The sequence below is a fragment of the Novosphingobium sp. 11B genome (genome assembly GCF_054589055.1).
Genome location: NZ_BAAILP010000209.1, coordinates 14054 through 30401, shown reverse-complemented (window position 1 = coordinate 30401; position 16348 = coordinate 14054). Strand labels below are relative to the sequence as shown.

Annotated in this window: 19 protein-coding genes; 15 read left to right on the top strand and 4 right to left on the bottom strand. The window is 67.0% G+C overall.

Annotation, left to right across the window (positions count from 1 at the left end; all coding sequences use genetic code 11):
* The 5 genes from tsaB to ACYPYD_RS19235 all read left to right on the top strand — a co-directional run.
* On the top strand, window positions 1–580 hold a 580-nt coding region (tsaB, locus tag ACYPYD_RS19255; protein ID WP_459664894.1), incomplete at its 5' end, for a tRNA (adenosine(37)-N6)-threonylcarbamoyltransferase complex dimerization subunit type 1 TsaB.
* A complete protein-coding gene (locus tag ACYPYD_RS19250) occupies window positions 577–1035 on the top strand; it encodes a GNAT family N-acetyltransferase (RefSeq protein ID WP_036523731.1) in 459 nt (152 codons plus the stop codon). The genes tsaB and ACYPYD_RS19250, both read left to right, overlap by 4 nt.
* Before the next feature lie 167 nt (window positions 1036–1202).
* Complete coding sequence (locus ACYPYD_RS19245; protein ID WP_008830357.1) at window positions 1203–1649, top strand: Ros/MucR family transcriptional regulator; 447 nt, start codon at window positions 1203–1205, stop codon at window positions 1647–1649.
* A gap of 191 nt (window positions 1650–1840) precedes the next feature.
* On the top strand, window positions 1841–2284 hold the full coding sequence (locus ACYPYD_RS19240; protein ID WP_008830356.1) for a Fur family transcriptional regulator: 444 nt from the start codon (window positions 1841–1843) through the stop codon (window positions 2282–2284).
* 20 nt (window positions 2285–2304) lie between these two features.
* A complete protein-coding gene (locus tag ACYPYD_RS19235) occupies window positions 2305–3057 on the top strand; it encodes a lysophospholipid acyltransferase family protein (RefSeq protein WP_459664892.1) in 753 nt (250 codons plus the stop codon).
* A 171-nt stretch (window positions 3058–3228) separates the two neighbouring features.
* Here ACYPYD_RS19235 and ACYPYD_RS19230 read toward each other — a convergent pair whose 3' ends face one another.
* The gene (locus tag ACYPYD_RS19230; RefSeq protein WP_008830354.1) at window positions 3229–3888 is read right to left on the bottom strand and encodes a hypothetical protein; all 660 of its coding nucleotides are present in this window, start codon (window positions 3886–3888) and stop codon (window positions 3229–3231) included.
* 68 nt (window positions 3889–3956) lie between these two features.
* Between ACYPYD_RS19230 and ispH the strand changes: the two genes are divergently transcribed.
* The 4 genes from ispH to ACYPYD_RS19210 all read left to right on the top strand — a co-directional run bounded on the left by ispH (window position 3957) and on the right by ACYPYD_RS19210 (window position 7596).
* Window positions 3957–4931, top strand: coding sequence for a 4-hydroxy-3-methylbut-2-enyl diphosphate reductase (ispH, locus tag ACYPYD_RS19225; protein ID WP_459664890.1), 975 nt, complete (start codon window positions 3957–3959; stop codon window positions 4929–4931).
* A gap of 3 nt (window positions 4932–4934) precedes the next feature.
* Window positions 4935–5921: a homoserine kinase gene (gene thrB / locus ACYPYD_RS19220; RefSeq protein WP_459664888.1), complete on the top strand. Its 987-nt coding sequence runs from the start codon at window positions 4935–4937 to the stop codon at window positions 5919–5921.
* Window positions 5918–6352, top strand: coding sequence for a ribonuclease HI (gene rnhA, locus ACYPYD_RS19215; RefSeq protein ID WP_069708064.1), 435 nt, complete (start codon window positions 5918–5920; stop codon window positions 6350–6352). The genes thrB and rnhA overlap by 4 nt, the downstream gene beginning before the upstream one ends.
* A 140-nt stretch (window positions 6353–6492) precedes the next feature.
* On the top strand, window positions 6493–7596 hold the full coding sequence (locus ACYPYD_RS19210; RefSeq protein WP_271184754.1) for an FUSC family protein: 1104 nt from the start codon (window positions 6493–6495) through the stop codon (window positions 7594–7596).
* 3 nt (window positions 7597–7599) lie between these two features.
* On the opposite strand, the gene ACYPYD_RS19205 is transcribed toward ACYPYD_RS19210, so the two are convergent.
* The 3 genes from ACYPYD_RS19205 to ACYPYD_RS19195 all read right to left on the bottom strand — a co-directional run bounded on the left by ACYPYD_RS19205 (window position 7600) and on the right by ACYPYD_RS19195 (window position 9922).
* Window positions 7600–7782, bottom strand: coding sequence for a YegP family protein (locus ACYPYD_RS19205; protein ID WP_271184753.1), 183 nt, complete (start codon window positions 7780–7782; stop codon window positions 7600–7602).
* Window positions 7783–7865: 83 nt separating this feature from the next.
* A complete protein-coding gene (locus tag ACYPYD_RS19200) occupies window positions 7866–8951 on the bottom strand; it encodes an NAD(P)/FAD-dependent oxidoreductase (RefSeq protein ID WP_459664886.1) in 1086 nt (361 codons plus the stop codon).
* 5 nt (window positions 8952–8956) lie between these two features.
* Window positions 8957–9922: an alpha/beta hydrolase gene (locus ACYPYD_RS19195; RefSeq protein WP_459664885.1), complete on the bottom strand. Its 966-nt coding sequence runs from the start codon at window positions 9920–9922 to the stop codon at window positions 8957–8959.
* A gap of 97 nt (window positions 9923–10019) precedes the next feature.
* On the opposite strand from ACYPYD_RS19195, the gene ACYPYD_RS19190 reads away from it, so the two are divergent.
* The 6 genes from ACYPYD_RS19190 to ACYPYD_RS19165 all read left to right on the top strand — a co-directional run bounded on the left by ACYPYD_RS19190 (window position 10020) and on the right by ACYPYD_RS19165 (window position 16339).
* Complete coding sequence (locus ACYPYD_RS19190) at window positions 10020–10730, top strand: A24 family peptidase (RefSeq protein WP_459664883.1); 711 nt, start codon at window positions 10020–10022, stop codon at window positions 10728–10730.
* A gap of 102 nt (window positions 10731–10832) precedes the next feature.
* Window positions 10833–11840, top strand: coding sequence for a Flp pilus assembly protein CpaB (gene cpaB / locus ACYPYD_RS19185; protein ID WP_008830345.1), 1008 nt, complete (start codon window positions 10833–10835; stop codon window positions 11838–11840).
* 47 nt (window positions 11841–11887) lie between these two features.
* Complete coding sequence (locus ACYPYD_RS19180) at window positions 11888–13408, top strand: type II and III secretion system protein family protein (RefSeq protein ID WP_459664882.1); 1521 nt, start codon at window positions 11888–11890, stop codon at window positions 13406–13408.
* Between the two features lie 18 nt (window positions 13409–13426).
* A complete protein-coding gene (locus ACYPYD_RS19175) occupies window positions 13427–14065 on the top strand; it encodes a CpaD family pilus assembly protein (RefSeq protein WP_008830343.1) in 639 nt (212 codons plus the stop codon).
* A gap of 5 nt (window positions 14066–14070) precedes the next feature.
* Entirely contained in the window at window positions 14071–15339 is a 1269-nt protein-coding gene (locus ACYPYD_RS19170) for a P-loop NTPase family protein (RefSeq protein ID WP_036523709.1), read from the top strand.
* Window positions 15340–15367: 28 nt separating this feature from the next.
* Window positions 15368–16339 (top strand): type II secretion system F family protein, encoded by a 972-nt coding sequence (locus ACYPYD_RS19165; RefSeq protein WP_008830341.1) that lies wholly within the window; start codon window positions 15368–15370, stop codon window positions 16337–16339.
* Window positions 16340–16348: the final 9 nt, after the last annotated feature.

The following is a 16348-nucleotide window of genomic DNA, read 5'->3' as shown; positions in this document are numbered from 1 at the left end:
GGGCGCCCTCTTCTCGGGCGATACCCTCGTCGCGGGTGAATATCGCCTGCTTGGGCGCGGCCATGCCGAAGCGTTGGTGCCGATGATCGCCGCCTTGCCCGGCAAGGGCCGCGCGAACCGCATCGCCGTCGCGCTCGGCCCCGGCAGCTTCACCGGCGTACGCGTCGGCCTCGCCGCCGCTCGCGCGCTGGCGCTGGCTTGGGGAGCGCACACGGTCGGCTATCCCACACTGGCCCTCATCGCAGCCATGGCCCGCGGCAGCGAAGGGAACCGGCCGCTTGCCGTCGCCACCTCGGGCGGGCACGGCGAATGGTTCGTCGAGGGCTTCGCCGCCGACGGCACCGGCACACACGCCCTCGCCTCGCTGCGCCCCGATGCCGCCGCCGCTTCGGTGACCGAAGAACTCGTCGTCGGCAGCCAGGCGCAGGCACTGATCGCGGCGCGAGGCTCCGGGCGGGCATTGCCCCTGCTTCCCGACGCGCGCGCTTTTCTGCTCCTGCCCGAGACGGCGCTGCTGACGGAGACTCATCCGCTCTACGGACGCGGCCCCGATGCCAAGTTGCCTGCGGGGGCGGCATGATCGACGATATCGACCGGATCATGGCGGTCATGACCGCATCGTTCGACCCGGTCTACGGCGAAGCGTGGAATCGGCGCCAAGTCGAGGACGCGCTGAAGTTCGGGAACTGCCATTACGAAGTCTTGTGTGCGCAAGGTCACACACCGGACGAGACCGAATCGGCCGCGGGTTTTTTCTTGTCGCGCACCGGATTTGAAGAAGAAGAACTTCTGCTCCTTGCGGTAACCCCCGAAAGTCGCGGACAAGGACTTGGGCGCGCACTTCTCCAAAACCTTCGCATCGGTGCTATCAGTCGCGGCGCGCATCGGCTGCTTCTCGAAATGAGAAGAGGTAATCCTGCCGAAACACTTTACAGAAATTTCGGCTTTTACCCGATTGGCGAAAGACGCGAATACTATCGCACTCCAAGCGGTCAGCGGCTCGACGCTGTTACATTTGCCTGCGACATCGGTTGAAATAGGGTCGAAGTGGCCCTTTTCATTCATGAATCGATTAATGCAAGTCACGTGCAACTTTGAATCGAACTTGCACTCGTCGTGAAAATCGTTCATTGCGTCGCACAGGCAGACCTGCAAAGGTTTGCTGCCTGAATAACTTGGTCGCACCAAAGGACGTAGTAGAAATGGAAACCATCCAGACCGACCTGAACGAGACGCTGATCACGCTCGCGTCGGACATCGTCGCCGCGCACGTCAGCAACAACAGCGTCTCGGTCGAAGATCTTCCCACTCTCATCACCAACGTCTACGGTGCCCTCGCCGGCCTCGGCGGCGCCCCTGTGGTCGAGGAAGAGAAGCCCGAGCCTGCCGTTTCTATCCGCGCCTCGGTCAAGCCCGACTACATCGTGTGCCTTGAGGACGGCAAGAAGCTCAAGATGCTCAAGCGCCACCTCATGACGCACTACAACATGACCCCGGAAGACTACCGCGCGCGCTGGAACCTGCCCGCCGATTACCCGATGGTCGCCCCCAACTATGCCGAGAAGCGCCGCGAACTGGCGAAGAAGATCGGCCTGGGCCGCAAGTCGAACGCGCGCCGCGGTCGCAAGCCCAAGACCGCCGCAGCCTGATCCTTCTTGGGCGGTCGCCCGAGGCCTGACCTCCGACGCACCCGCACTCACGTTACGGAAATTCGATTTTCCGGGGACAAAGGGTGCGATCGATTGCCAGGGTCCGTTAACCGACCGTCCAACTCGGTTGTGATTGCAGGCGCATCGCCTTATCTAGGCGGTGCGCCTTCTTCTTTACTTACAGGTCCACCGTGAACCAACCCATCGACATCGAAGCCCTCTGCGCCGAGCGTGGCCTGCGCATCACCGAACAGCGTCGCGTGATCGCCAAGGTCCTATCGGAAAGCACCGACCACCCCGACGTCGAAAAGCTGCACGAACGTGCGACCGCGATCGACCCCGGCATCTCGATCGCCACGGTCTACCGCACCGTGCGCCTGTTCGAAGAGGCAGGCATTCTCGATCGCCACGACTTCGGCGACGGCCGCGCCCGCTATGAAGCCGCGCCCGAGGCGCACCACGATCACATGATCGACGTCGAGAGCGGCCAGGTCATCGAATTCGTCGATCCCGAACTGGAAGCCCTGCAGCGCCAGATCGCCGAGCGCCTGGGCTACCGCCTCGTCGACCATCGCATGGAACTCTATGGCGTCCGCCTCGACCGCGAGGACGGCGAGACCACTCCGCGCCGCTAAGCGATACCATGACCACGACCATGCCCCTCGCCGACCGCCGTATCGCGGCCTGGGGCTGGCCGCTGATCGCGCTGCGCCTTGCCGCCATGCTGGCATTGCTGGTGGCGAGCGTGGCGCTTTATTACATTTTCGCACCGTTCACCGCGCGCAACCCGGTCCCGCGCCGGTTCCTGCGCGGTGTCGGCGCCATCGCGGGCCTTCGCGTGCAGGTTCGCGGCGCCCGTCCGGCCCGGCGCACCTTCTTCCTCGCCAATCACGTCAGCTGGCTGGATATCCTCGCCCTCGCCGGGCGCACCGGCAGCGCCTTCGTCGCGCATGACGGCCTCGCGCAGATCGGCCCGCTGCGCTGGCTGTGCGAAATGAACGACACCGTCTTCGTCGCCCGGCACGAACGCCGCAGCGTCTCCGCTCAAATCGAGCAGGTTCGCGCCGCGCTGAGCGATACCGGCGCGCTGACGATCTTCCCCGAAGGCACGACTTCGGACGGAACCGGCACGCTGGCATTCAAGTCCTCGCTGCTTTCCGCGATCGAGGGCGATTCGGATATTCCGGTGCAGCCGGTGTGGCTCGACTACGGTGCGGAAACCCGCACGGTAGCCTGGGTGGGCGAGGAACCGGGGCTCGATAATGCTCTCGCCATTCTGGCGCGCTGGCGGCCGGTGGACCTGACGCTTCACTTCCTGCCGCCGCTCTCGCCCGAGGATCGCGCCGACCGCAAGCGCATGGCTGCGGCCGCTCGAACAGCGATAGAAACGGCGCGGTCGGGGTTCTGACCCCAGCTTCGATTATATCGTCGTCATTCCCGCGAAAGCGGGAACCCATCTCCTGATGGTGCCTGTCGAACGGGCGTCAGTTGGGTCCCCGCCTTCGCGGGGATGACGGCAAACTTTCAATCGGAAGCATCACGCGGAAGAAGGCGAGGCTCACACGCCCCAGCCACACCCTCAACGCGTGGCGTTGTAAGCCAGCTGGCCTTCGTCGAGCTGGAAGCCGACCAGCACCTCGAACGAAGCGCGGGCGACCGCAGCCTTGACCTCGGGCTCGGACAGCGGATCGACGGCAGCGTCGGTGTCGCCGGCCTTGCGCTTGCGGGTGATGCGGTCGCGAATCTCGTCTGGCAGCGTCGCGGCGGCGCGATCGATGAAGGCGTTGGTACTCACGTTCGCCTGCGCACGGGCCTGCCCGTCCGCGAAGCTGAGCGTCACGTTGCCCACGCGCTTGGAGATCACGGAAGTGCCGCCCTGCAGCACGCTCACGAAGAACGGCAGCGTCACCTGACGCGCCCCGGCCGTGTCGCTGCGGCGGCCGAGCACCTGGAACGTCACCGTCGAAGTCACCTTCTCGCCCACGGCTTCGTCGCACTGCGCACGCACCTGGGTCATCGAGGCAGTGACGTCGATCGCGTCGGCAGTCTTTGCCGGTCCACGGAAGGTGGTGATGTCGCCGGTGTAGTCGGGAATGCCGACCGCCGGGCACTTCGAGCGCACGGCGGTGATGCCGACGCCCTGATCGACCACGATCTCGCCCTTGGTCTTGCACCCGCTCAGCGCGGTCATCGCGGCGGCGGAGCACAGGACAGTAGCGGTCAGGCGGCGTGCATTCATCGTGAACTTCCTCGAATGGCGTGCGCTTGCCCTAGCGAGGCGCGCGGCAAAGCGCTAGGGGGACGAACATGAACGCGCCCTTTCAGTCCACGACGGCGAGTGCCGCCGACAGCCCGATCCGCCTCCTGATCGCCGCCCCGCGCGGCTTCTGCGCCGGGGTAGACCGCGCCATCGAGATCGTCGAGCGTGCGATCGAGCTTTACGGCGCGCCCGTCTACGTGCGCCACGAGATCGTCCATAACAAGTTCGTGGTGGACAGCCTGAAGGCCAAGGGCGCCGTCTTCGTCGAGGAACTGGACGAAGTCCCGGACGGCGTGCCGGTGATCTTCAGCGCCCACGGCGTGCCCAAGGCGGTCCCCGCAGCCGCCAGTGCGCGCGGGCTGGAATGGCTCGACGCCACCTGCCCGCTGGTCAGCAAGGTCCACCGCCAGGCCGAGCGCCAGATCGAGGCCGGGCGCCACATCCTGTTCATCGGCCACGCCGGGCACCCGGAGGTCATCGGCACTTTCGGGCAGGTCCCCGAAGGCAACATGACGCTGGTGGAAACGGTCGAGGACGTCGCCGCGCTGGAATTCGCGCCCGGCACCGAGCTTTCCTACCTCTCGCAGACGACGCTTTCGGTCGACGACACCCACGCCATCATCAAGGCGATCGAGGCGCGCTTCCCGCAAGTCGTCGCGCCCAAGGCCGAGGACATCTGCTACGCCACCTCCAACCGGCAGGCGGCGGTCAAGCAGATCGCGCCGCAGTGCGAACTGGTGATCGTGATCGGCTCGCCCAAGAGCAGCAACTCGCTGCGCCTCGTCGAAGTCGCCGAGCGTTGCGGTACGCCTGCGCACATGATCCAGCGCGCGACCGAGATCGACCCGGCATGGCTGGAAGGCATCGCCACCGTCGGCCTCACCGCAGGGGCTTCCGCTCCCGAGGAACTGGTCAACGAAGTGATCGCCCGCATCAAGGAGTTGCGCACCGTCGCGGCCGAGGAAATCGTCACCGAACGCGAGCACATGACCTTCAAGCTCCCCCGCCAGCTGGCCCGCTGAACCATGGCAGTCTACACAAGGCTCGGCGCCGAAGAGATGGCCGGGATCATCGCCGCGTTCGACGTCGGCACGCTGACGTCCGCCAAGGGCATCGCTGAGGGCGTCTCCAACAGCAACTGGCTGATCGAGACCGAGCAGGCCGGAACCGCGCGCCGCTTCATCCTGACGATGTTCGAGAGCCGCACCGAGATCGCGGACCTGCCGTTCTTCCTCGATCTGCTCGATCACCTCGCCGCGCACGGCGCGCCCGTCGCCCGCACCATGCACGACTGCGAGGGCGCCAGCCACCGCCTGCACCGCACGCCCGAGGGCGACAAGGCGCTCGCGCTGATCGAGTTCCTGCCCGGCGTCTCGGTCTCCGAGCCGACGCCGGAGCAGGCCCGTGCAGTCGGCGGAGCGCTCGCGCAGATCCATTTGGCGGCGGCGGACTTCCCCGCATCGCGCGAGAACTCGCTGGCGCTCCCGGCCTGGCAGCAACTGCTCAAGGATTGCGGGCGCGACGCGCTCGAATCGATCCACCCTGAACTTGGCCGAATCGTCGAGCGCGAACTGGCGCTGCTGGCCGCCGAGTGGCCCGCCGATCTGCCGCGCGGCGTGATCCATGCCGACCTGTTTCCCGACAACGTCCTGATGCTCGGCGACAAGGTTACAGGACTCATCGACTTCTACTTCGCCTGCACCGACCTGTTCGCTTACGACGTTGCCGTGACACATGCGGCATGGTGCTTCAGTTCCGACGGCGCCCGGTTCGACCCGGCGCTCTCCCGGGCTCTCCTCGAGGGCTATGTCGCGGTGCGCCCGCTCAGCGAGGCTGAGTGCGCGGCGCTGCCCTTGCTCGCGCGGGGAGCAGCGATGCGCTTCCTCGCGACGCGGGCCTACGACTGGCTCAATACGCCTGCCGATGCGCTCGTGACGCCCAAGGACCCGATGGCCTTCGCCCGGCGTCTGGATTTCTACGCGAACCCGGAAAATGCGGGAGTATTCGCATGAAGCAGGTCGAGATCTTCACCGACGGCGCCTGTAAGGGCAATCCCGGCCCTGGCGGCTGGGGCGTGCTGCTGCGCATGGGTCCGCACGAGAAGGAGATGTCGGGCGGCGAGCCGGACACCACCAACAACCGCATGGAGATGACGGCCGCGATCAAGGGCCTGAGCGCCCTGATCGAGCCTTGCGACGTCACCCTCTTCACCGACAGCAAGTACGTCATCGACGGCATCACCAAGTGGGTCCACGGCTGGAAGAAGAAGGGCTGGGTCAACGCCAGCAAGCAGCCGGTCCGCAATGCCGACTTGTGGCACGATCTGATCGAGGCCGCCGGTCGCCACAAGGTCGAATGGCAATGGGTGCGCGGCCACAGCGGCCATGCCGAGAACGAGCGCGTGGACAAGCTGGCGAGCGACGCGGCGAAGGCGGCGGCTTAACGCAAAGCGAAGGCCCATCCCCGGCCCATTCCGCTTGCGGGAGGGGAGACATGAACTTGCCCTCCCGCTTGCGGGAGGGTCGCGAGATTTGGCGATTTATCGCCTAGTCGCAGCGGGGTGGGTTTTCTAAGGTCACCGCGATGCTCTCTCTTCCCCCGATCCTGAAGACCGAAATCCGCGCGCTCGTCACCCCCGGCCCGCGTATGGCGGACGAGTGGGCCTGCGTCGCCTCCGTATTGCTGGCGATCGTCATCGCCCGTGCCATCGGCGCGGAGATGGTGTCATGGGCGGCTTTCAGCGCCTTCGTCCTGCTCAAGAGCGACGTGGCGGAGACGCTCGTGCGCGGGGTGATGCGGATCGTCGGCACGGCGATAGGCTCGGGACTGGCACTGCTGGTGGTGCCTTATGCCGCGCGCTCGCTGCCTTTGGCGATGATCGCAGCCGAACTGGTCGGCGCGATCGGTCTCTACGGGATGTTGACGGCGCGGCGCGCTTACGCCTGGCTGCTGTTCGGCCTGACCTTCGAGATGATCCTGTTCGACAAGATCGAGCGGCCGGACCTCGACACTATCCACTTCGCCCAGACGCGCCTGCTGGAAGTCGTCGCGGGCACCGTCGCCTGCACGCTGGTAAGCCTCGCTGCGGGCGCATTGACGGGCAAGCCCTGGTGGATGGATCGCAAGGCCCCGCCGGAACGGATGCGCTGGCACCCTCACGCGGCGCGCCATGCCTCGCAGGCGGGGCTTGCGATCGCGATGCTGCCCCTGCTCCACGCGCTGTTCGACCTGCCCGAGCTACCGCAGGCAGCAGTGACGATCATGGCAGTGATGATCGTGCCGGTCGCCGGGATCGGCGCCAGCGGCTTCGTCCCCGTATCCCGGCGGCTGTTCCAGCGCGCGCTCGGGTGTATCGCAGGTGGCGGGCTGGCGCTGGTCGTGCTGCTTCTGGCGCAAGGAAGCGCACCGGTGCTCATCGCCGGCACCTGCCTCGGCATCATCATCGGCCGTCATATCGAGAACGGTCTGCCCAAGGTCACTTACCTTGGCCTGCAGTTCACGCTGGCGGTGCTGGTCGTGCTGGTGCCCGACAGCTACGAGCATGCCGCTGCCGGCCCCGCTGCGCAGCGCCTGCTGAGCGTGTTCGTCGGCATGGCGGTACTGGAACCGGTGCTGCTCGCATGGCACTTCGTCGCGCCGGGGCGCAAGGTGCCGCAAGGCTCCCCGGACGCCCCGAACGCGGAGTGACGGTTATTCGGTGGTCGTATCGACCACGTCGGCACCAGGACCGTTCTTCTTGAGCGATTCGATCGCGCTTTTCGCACTGGCCTTGCTGGAATAGCCTTCGGTCCAGAACATGGTCTCGGAATTGTAGCAGAAGTAGGCGACGAACTCTCCGGCCTTGTTCTTCCGGATTTCGAAACGATGGGCCATTTGCGACTCTCCATGCGGGTGTCATTTCCCAGCCGCAGATGAGCAATTTGCGCGCATGGACGCAAGCGCCGCGAAGGTCGAACTCAGCCGAAGCGACCCGGCGCGAACGGAGCCGGATCGACCTCGCCCGGCGCCTCGCCCATCAGCAGCCGCGCGCCCAGATCGGCGGCGGCGGGCGCAGTCTGGATGCCAAACCCGCCCTGCCCGGCGAACCAGAAGAACGCACCGTCACCGGGCGCGAAGCCGTAGACCGGCAGGCGATCCGGCGCGAACGAGCGCAGGCCCGCCCAGCGATGCTCCACCCGCTCGACTGCCCAGTCGACGACATGCTCGAAGCGGTCGACCGCGAGAGCCACGTCGATCTCCTCGGGCGCGGCGTCGCACGGCGCACTCGGCGTCTCATCATGCGGGCTGAGCCAGAGGCGGCCGCTCTCGGGCTTGAAGTAGAACGTCTCCGCCACGTCGAGGACCAGCGGCAGGTCGTCAGGCACATCGGCGGCGACGGCGACTTGCGCGATCGTGCGGCGATAGGGCGCGATGCCGAGCGGGGAGATGCCCGCCAGCCTTGCCACGCCGTCCGCCCAGGCTCCGGCCGCGTTCACCAGCACGCCCGCCTGCACCTGCCGCCCGTCCGCGAGCGTCAGCGCCCAGCCATCGGCGTTGCGCTGCGCCGCCGTCAGTCCGGCGCGGCACCATAACTCGACACCTGCGCGGCGTGCCGCAGCAAGGTAGTGCTGATGAAGAGAGGCCACGTCGATGTCGCACGTGCTCGGCTCCAGTGCACCGCAAGTCCATTCGGGGCACAGGCCGGGCACGCGGGCGACGATCTCCGCACGGCTCGGCAGGTGCATTTCCACCCCTGCCGTGCGGTAGCGTTCGGCGAAGAGTTCGACGTCACGCTCCTGCCCGGCCCGGCCGAGCGTCAGCGCGCCGCGCGGGGTCAGGACGCCGAGTTCGCGCAGGGCCGGCCCGGAGGCGGTGGTCAGCGGCTGGACGCCGGGGCCACCGTAACTCTCGGTCCAGAACGCGGCGGAGCGGCCGGTGGCGTGGTAGCCGGGGCGCTCCTCGGCCTCCAGCATGAGCACCCTTGCGCGCGTGCCGATGGCCGCGGCCAGAGATGCCCCGGCCATGCCGGCCCCGACGACGACGATATCGAACGCTGCTTCCATCGCGGTCAGCCCCTAGCGGGGGCACGGCGATCGAGAAAGTCCCTGATGGCATCGAGCGCACGGGTGCGCACCGGATCGACTTCGCGCAGGATTTCGTGGCGGCACTCGGACCCGAAGGCGACGAGTTCGCCATGCGGCAAGCGCGCGGCCGCGCGGCGGATCGCGCGCCAGGAGACGAGGCCGTCGATACTGGTGCCGAGCAGCAGGACCGGCACCTCGACCGCCTCCAGCACGCCGGGCCGCTCCAGCGAGCGGATCGAGGCGAGCGCGCGTTCTATCCAGCCCCAGCTGGCCGCGCCCATGCCGATGACGGGGCGCTTGCGGCGCCACCAGTCCTCGTCGTCGTAGCGGCTCTCGTCGTGAGTGAGCAGCAGGCTGCGGGCCTTGGGCTGGGCGCCGGGCTTCTCGCCGCCTTTCCATGCCGGGCGGCGCGGATCGCCGAGCCGCACGATGCCGCGCGCGACCCGGTGCAGCACGCCTGCCGGAATCCACGTCGGATGAATGCCCAGCATCGGTGCGGAGAGCACCAGCGCGTCGGGCCGCACGACGCCTTCGGCTACCGCGCGCAGCACGATCTGCCCGCCCATCGAATGCGCAATGGCAATGTGCGGTCCCGGCGTCGAGGCGGCCCAGTCGGCATAGAGCGCGGCGTAATCCTTCACCCAGAGCGCGAAGTCGGGCACGTGGCCCGTTGCCGCATCGCGGCCGAGGCGGCCCGAACCCGCCTGCCCGCGCCAGTCGGCCGAAGTGACGTTCCAGCCCTCGCGGTGCCAGCCGTCGAGGGTTTCCAGCCATTTCTCGTAAGCGTCGCCGCGCCCGGGCATGAACAGGATCGAGCCGCGCCCGCCGCCCTGCCAGTCGATCCGGCGCAGCAGGTGGCCATCGGGCAAGGCCCAGCGCGATTCGCGGGCTTCGGCGGGAATCGCCCGGCGCGCGGGGGACTTGACGAGACTTTCGACGGCGGAGGTCACTATGATGGAAAGCCCCGGTTCGTGATCGATGTGTCGTGGTTACTATTTGGTAGCGGTTGCCGAGGTAGAGCGCTCTCGATCCGATAGGATGAAAAGCATGACGGGCGCTGTATTTTCCTACGCACTGCTGGCCGCATTGGCAACGGCGCTGCTCGTCGCGGCGTTCACCGACTTGCGCGCGCGGCACATCGACAACTGGCTCAACCTGGGCATCGCGGTCGCCGCGCCGCTGTGGTGGCTGGCGATGGGGCTCGGCCCTTTCGACATCGGCGTGCAGATCGGGCTGGCGGCGGCGACGTTCGCGGTGGCCTGCGTGCTTTTCGCCATCGGCCAGATGGGCGGCGGCGACGTCAAGCTGCTGACCGCGCTGGCGCTGTGGTTCTCGCCTGCCGCGTTCCTGCAACTGGTCGTGCTGATGGCGGTGCTGGGCGGCGGCGCCTCGCTGGCAATGGCCGCATTCAACATGCAACCGGGGCGCAAGGAGATGGTGCGCGACGCCCTCGCCGGGCTCGTCGCCTTCGCCTGGGTGTGGTGCGCGGGCGCCATCGTCTTCGCCATCGCGACGCATCGCCCGGTGGTGGAGCCCACAACCATGGAGGCCGTCGCCGGGGTCTTGCCGGGCCTCTGGGCGATCCCCCTCGCCGCGATCGTGGTGCTGGGCCTGTTCCTCTTCGGGATGCGCCACATCATGCGCCGCCAGAAGTCGCGAATCGAGGTGCCCTACGGCATCGCCATCGCCGCCGCATCGCTGTGGGTGATGGGTTCGCAGACGCTCAGCGCCGCGCATTCCGCCGGAATCGCAGGCTGAAGCTAACGCGGTTTACGCAAGCAACGGGGTGAACCCGTTCTTAACCAATTTACCTCATAAGTCCGAACAGTTCGGGGATTTTGCTAAGGGGCTTTCCAAGCCATGGACAGGAAGAAAGTGGTGCTGCTCGCGGTTGCGCTGCTCGTCGCAGCCTTCACCGCATTTGCTGCGAGGACGATGTTCGCAGGCGGGGGCGCGCCGCAGGCCGGAGCCGTTCCGGCCGCCGACCAGAATGGCCCCAAAGTGCTGGTCGCGCAGCGCGCACTGCCTGTAGGCACGATCATCACCGCCGATTCGGTCTCTTTCCAGAGCTGGCCGGACAACCTCGTCCAGGACGCCTATTACGTCGATGGCAAGGCCGACATGACCAAGCTGCTCGGCACCGTCGTACGCTTTCCGATCACCGCCGGCCAGCCGCTGACCCAGGGCGCGCTCGTCGCGCCGGGCGACCGCGGGTTCCTGGCTGCCGCACTCGGACCGGGCATGCGCGCCGTCACCATCTCGGTCTCGGCCGACACCGGCGTCGGCGGCTTCGTCTTCCCGGGCGACCGCATCGACCTCGTCCTCACGCAGGACGTGAAGGGCGAAGGCGACTCGCTGCGCACCGCCGAGACGATCCTGCGCAACCTGCGCGTCCTCGCGACGGACCAGGCGACCGCCAGCACCGTCGAGGATGGCAAGACGGTCGTGCAGGGCTTCCGCACCGTCACCCTCGAAGTGACCCCGCGCATCGCCGAGAAGGTCGCCGTCGCGCAGACCATCGGCACGCTCAGCCTGTCGCTGCGCGCGATCGCCGACAACCAGGGTGAATTCGACCGTATTCTCGCCAGCGGCGACGTGAAGTTGCCCGAGGGTGCGACCCGCGAGCAGGAAGAGAAGTTCATGAGCCAGGCCATGAACCGCCCGATGGACGGCGCCACCACCTACGTCACGGGCGCCGACGTCTCGCGCTTCCAGCGTTCGAGCCGCCCGGCACAGGGCGGCGGCGCTCCGGCCCCCGCTCCCGCCGTCGGCGCCGCGCCGCAGGTTGCCGCAGCCCCCGTGCATGTCGGCCCCGTGGTCCGCGTGACCCGCGGCAAGGACACCACCGTCGAGCCGGTGGGCAAGTAACGATGACCGCGTCCACGCACCGTCCGTCACCCTTTGAGGGCAATTCGATGAAGCAGCGTCTTCTCAAGTCCGCACTGATCGCCGCCACCATGCTGGCGCCCATGACCGCCGCCCCGGCGCAGGCGCAGACGGCCTCGGTCGTCCACCCCGCGCAGGACGTCAGCCTGTCGATCGGCAGCGGCCAACTCGTCAACGTTCCCGGTTCGATGGCCGACGTCTTCGTCGCCAACGACGCGGTCGCGGACGTGCAGGTCAAGTCGTCGAAGCAGTTCTACGTGTTCGGCAAGGCCGGCGGCACCACTACGGTCTACGCCAGCAATGCGGCGGGCGCGGTGGTGTGGTCGGGCACGGTGCGCGTGGGATCGAACCTCGACAGCGTCGATTCGATGCTGCGCCTCGCGATACCGGACGCCAACATCGGCGTCTCGACGATGGGCTCCAGCACCTTCCTGCTGACCGGCACGATCAAGAACCCCGAAGACGCCGCCGAGGCCGAACGCCTCGTCACGGCTTACGCGGGCAAGGAAGCCAACGTCATCAGCCGCCTGCGCATCGCCACGCCGCTGCAGGTCAACCTGCAGGTGCGCATCGCTGAAGTCAGCCGCTCGCTGGTCAAGTCGATGAGCGTCAACATCACCAGCGCCGATGCCACTACCGGCGCCAAGTTCGTGATCGGCCAGGGCTCGGGCAAGTTCCCGAACTACAACCCGGCATTGCCGATCGGCATCGCCACGCAGGCCAGCAGCAACTATTCCACCATCACGCCCAACGCCACCGGCACCACCCTCGGCCTTGGCGGAAAGCTGCTCGGCATCGACCTGCTCGGCGCGCTCGATGCGGGCGAGACGGTCGGCCTGGTCAGCACGCTGGCACAGCCCAACCTCACCACCCTTTCGGGCGAGACGGCCGACTTCCTGGCCGGCGGCGAGTTTCCGATTCCCCTGAGCCAGGGCCTCGGCTCGACCTCGATCGAGTACAAGAAGTACGGCGTCAGCCTCAGCTATACGCCCACTGTGCTGGCCAACGGTCGCATTTCGATGCGCGTGCGGCCGGAAGTCTCGGAGCTTTCGAGCGAAGGCGCGGTAACGCTCAACGGCTACTCGATTCCGGCGCTGACCGTGCGCCGCACCGAGACGACCGTGGAACTCGGCTCGGGCCAGAGCTTCATGATTGCCGGCCTGTTGAGCAACAACACCGCCAATTCCATCCAGAAGATGCCGGGCGCGGGCGACCTGCCGATCCTCGGCTCGCTGTTCCGTTCCACCAGCTACAAGCGCGGCGAGACCGAGCTGGTCATCATCGTCACCCCCTATCTGGTGAACCCGATGAATTCGGCCTCGCAGATCGCGCTGCCGACCGATGGCTTCAAGTCGCCCAACGAACTGCAGCGCATCCTGGGCAACATGGATAGCGACGGCGCCAGCGGCGAAAAGCGTCCGGAAGCGACGAAGACTCCGTCCGGAGCCACGGGTCCGGGCATCGGCGCGGCTACCTCCGTCCCGTCGAAGGACAAAAAGACCAAGCGCACCGCCGCCGACGACTCCGCCAAGCCCGGCTTCAGCTTCTAAGCGAGAAAGGGGATCACCATGCGCAAAGCTACTCTCGCCCGTACCGCCATCGCCTTCGGCCTCGGCCTCTCGCTGGCCGCTTGCGGCGGCGTGCCGGACAACCGCTCGGTCTATTCGGTCCATCAGCCGGTGGTCGAAAAGTCCGACTACCGCATCGACGTGACCAGCAGCGGCGCGGGCCTCGCCTATGGCGAGCAAGGCCGCCTTGCCGGCTGGTTCGAGGCCATGGGCCTCAAGTACGGCGACCGCATCTCGGTCGACGATCCGAGCATGAGCACCGCCACCCGCAGCGCCATCGCGGCAGTGGCGGAGCACTATGGGCTCGTCCTCGACGAAGCCACCACCCCGAGCGGCACCGTGCCCGCAGGCACCACCCGCGTCACGATCAGCCGCGCGAAGGCCTATGTCCCGGGCTGCCCGGACTGGTCGGCCAAGAGCGACTTCAACCCGGGCAACGCCACTTCGACCAACTACGGTTGCTCGGTGAACTCGAACCTCGCCGCGATGGTCGCCAATCCGGAAGACCTGATCCACGGCCAGACCGACACCGGATCGACCACGGTAATGACGTCGAACAAGGCGATCGACGCCTATCGCGCCGCCGCGCCTACCGGCAAGGGCAACTCGGTCTCCGCGACCGGCAGCAAGGGCAACTGATGGCCATGAACGCTCCCTGGAAGACGGGCGGCCCCGGCGGCCGCGACCAGTTCGCCGCATTCCTGTGCGACGAGGCCTCGCTGGACGTGCTGCGCCCCATCGCCATCGAGATGGGCTGGCAGCCGGAGAAGTGCCACAAGGGCGGCCTGCGCAATGCCGTGCAGTCGCTGTCGATCTCGGCCAGCCCGAACATCCTGCTCGTCGATCTTTCGGAGAGCGGCGACCCGCTGAGCGACATCAACGCCCTCGCCGAAGTCTGCGAGCCGGGCACGGTCGTCGTCGCGGTGGGCCAGGTCAACGACGTGCGCCTCTACCGCGACCTCATCGCCAGCGGTATCCACGACTACCTGCTCAAGCCCCTGCAGTCCGCCGCCGTGCGCGACGCACTGGCCCAGGCGCAGTCGGTATTCTCGACCCCGCGCACGCATGACGTCGCTGCGGGCAAGCGGCATATCTCGACCGCCGTGATCGGCACGCGCGGGGGTGTCGGCGCATCGACGCTGGCGACGTCGCTGGCGTGGCTGTTCAGCACCGACCACAAGCTGCCGACCGCGCTGCTCGACCTCGACATCCACTTCGGCACCGGCGCGCTTTGCCTCGATCTGGAGCCGGGCCGCGGCCTGACCGACGCGATCGAGAACCCCAGCCGCATCGACGGCCTGTTCATCGAGCGTGCGATGATCCGCGCGAACGACAATCTCGCGATCCTCTCGGCCGAAGCGCCGATCAACGCACCGCTGCTGACCGACGGCTCCGCCTTCGTACAGCTCGAGGAGGAATTCCGCGCCGCGTTCGAGATGACCGTGGTGGACATGCCGCGCAACATGCTGATCAACTTCCCCCAGCTCGTCGCCGACCTCGGCGTCGCAGTGCTGGTGACGGAGATGACGCTGGCGTCGGCGCGCGACACCATCCGCCTGCTCTCGTGGTTCAAGGCCAATGCGCCGCAGACCCGCGTGATCATCGTCGCCAACAAAGTGCAGACGGCGATGGCGGAGATCAGCAAGGCCGACTTCGAAGCCTCGATCGAGACCAGGATCGACGTCTCGATCCCCTATGACCTCAAGGCCGCATCGATGGCCGCAAAGCTGGGTCAGACCTTCGCCGACGCCAACCGTGCCACCAAGGCCGGCGCCGTGCTGCGCGACCTTGCCCGCGACATCGCCGATATCGCCGAGGACGACGGCGCCGCCGCCAAGCCCTCGCTGCTCGGGAAGTTCGACCTCAAGGCAATGATGCCCAAGGCGAAGAAGAAGGCTCCCGCGTCCTCGTAAGGCGCATGTTCGCAAGGTTCGACAGGATATGAACTTCCTTCAGGTCATCATGGTGACGACGGGGCTCACGGGCTTCGCGCTGCTCGTCTGGGCGCTTCTTTCGGGGCCAAACCCCAAGAAGGAATCGACCCGGCGCCTGAAGTCGGTGCGCTTCCGCCACTCGAACAACGCCAGCGACCGGCTGGAGGCGCAGATGCGCCGCGCCGTCGCCGCCCGCAAGCCGAGGATCCACCAGATCGCCGGCTCCGCCTCGCGCGCGGAGGCGCTGGCGCTGCGTCTGCACCGTTCGGGCCTGCCCTGGACCTTGCAGCAGTATCTCTACGGCTCGATCGGCCTCGGCGCGGTGATAACGCTGCTGATCCTGATGAAGACGGGCGCGCTGTTCCTTGCCCTCGCCTTCGGCGTCTTCATCGGCGCAGGGTTGCCGCACATGGTCGTCAGCCACTTCATCAAGCGCCGCTCCAACGCCTTCACCGTCAAGTTCGCCGACGCCATCGACCTGCTCGTGCGCGGCCTGCGCTCGGGCCTGCCGGTCTCGGAGACGCTCACCATCGTCTCGCAGGAAATCCCCGGCCCCGTCGCCGAGGAATTCAAGCTGATCACCGACCGCATGAAAGTCGGCAAGACCATGGAGGATGCCCTCCAGGAAACCGCCGACCGCCTGAACATGCCCGAATTCAACTTCTTCTGCATCACCCTGGCGATCCAGCGCGAGACGGGCGGCAACCTGGCGGAGACGCTGGCGAACCTGTCGGACGTGCTGCGCAAGCGCGCGCAGATGAAGCTCAAGATCCGTGCGATGAGTTCGGAATCCAAGGCTTCGGCCTACATCGTCGGCTCGCTGCCGTTCATCGTCTTCTTCATGATCTGGTGGATCAGCCCCCAGTACATCGGCCAGTTCTTCATCGACGAGCGCCTGATGGTCGCCGGCATCGGCGGCGCCATCTGGATGGGCATCGGTGCCTTCATCATGGCCAAGATGGTCAGCTTCGAGATCTGAGGACCAGCA

Coding starts and splice junctions, on each gene's coding strand:
- ACYPYD_RS19250 (WP_036523731.1), top strand. CDS start 577: ATGATCGACGATATCGACCGGATCATGGCGGTCATGACCGCATCGTTC.
- ACYPYD_RS19245 (WP_008830357.1), top strand. CDS start 1,203: ATGGAAACCATCCAGACCGACCTGAACGAGACGCTGATCACGCTCGCG.
- ACYPYD_RS19235 (WP_459664892.1), top strand. CDS start 2,305: ATGCCCCTCGCCGACCGCCGTATCGCGGCCTGGGGCTGGCCGCTGATC.
- ACYPYD_RS19230 (WP_008830354.1), bottom strand. CDS start 3,888: ATGAATGCACGCCGCCTGACCGCTACTGTCCTGTGCTCCGCCGCCGCG.
- ispH (WP_459664890.1), top strand. CDS start 3,957: ATGAACGCGCCCTTTCAGTCCACGACGGCGAGTGCCGCCGACAGCCCG.
- thrB (WP_459664888.1), top strand. CDS start 4,935: ATGGCAGTCTACACAAGGCTCGGCGCCGAAGAGATGGCCGGGATCATC.
- rnhA (WP_069708064.1), top strand. CDS start 5,918: ATGAAGCAGGTCGAGATCTTCACCGACGGCGCCTGTAAGGGCAATCCC.
- ACYPYD_RS19210 (WP_271184754.1), top strand. CDS start 6,493: ATGCTCTCTCTTCCCCCGATCCTGAAGACCGAAATCCGCGCGCTCGTC.
- ACYPYD_RS19205 (WP_271184753.1), bottom strand. CDS start 7,782: ATGGCCCATCGTTTCGAAATCCGGAAGAACAAGGCCGGAGAGTTCGTC.
- ACYPYD_RS19200 (WP_459664886.1), bottom strand. CDS start 8,951: ATGGAAGCAGCGTTCGATATCGTCGTCGTCGGGGCCGGCATGGCCGGG.
- ACYPYD_RS19190 (WP_459664883.1), top strand. CDS start 10,020: ATGACGGGCGCTGTATTTTCCTACGCACTGCTGGCCGCATTGGCAACG.
- cpaB (WP_008830345.1), top strand. CDS start 10,833: ATGGACAGGAAGAAAGTGGTGCTGCTCGCGGTTGCGCTGCTCGTCGCA.
- ACYPYD_RS19180 (WP_459664882.1), top strand. CDS start 11,888: ATGAAGCAGCGTCTTCTCAAGTCCGCACTGATCGCCGCCACCATGCTG.
- ACYPYD_RS19175 (WP_008830343.1), top strand. CDS start 13,427: ATGCGCAAAGCTACTCTCGCCCGTACCGCCATCGCCTTCGGCCTCGGC.
- ACYPYD_RS19170 (WP_036523709.1), top strand. CDS start 14,071: ATGAACGCTCCCTGGAAGACGGGCGGCCCCGGCGGCCGCGACCAGTTC.
- ACYPYD_RS19165 (WP_008830341.1), top strand. CDS start 15,368: ATGAACTTCCTTCAGGTCATCATGGTGACGACGGGGCTCACGGGCTTC.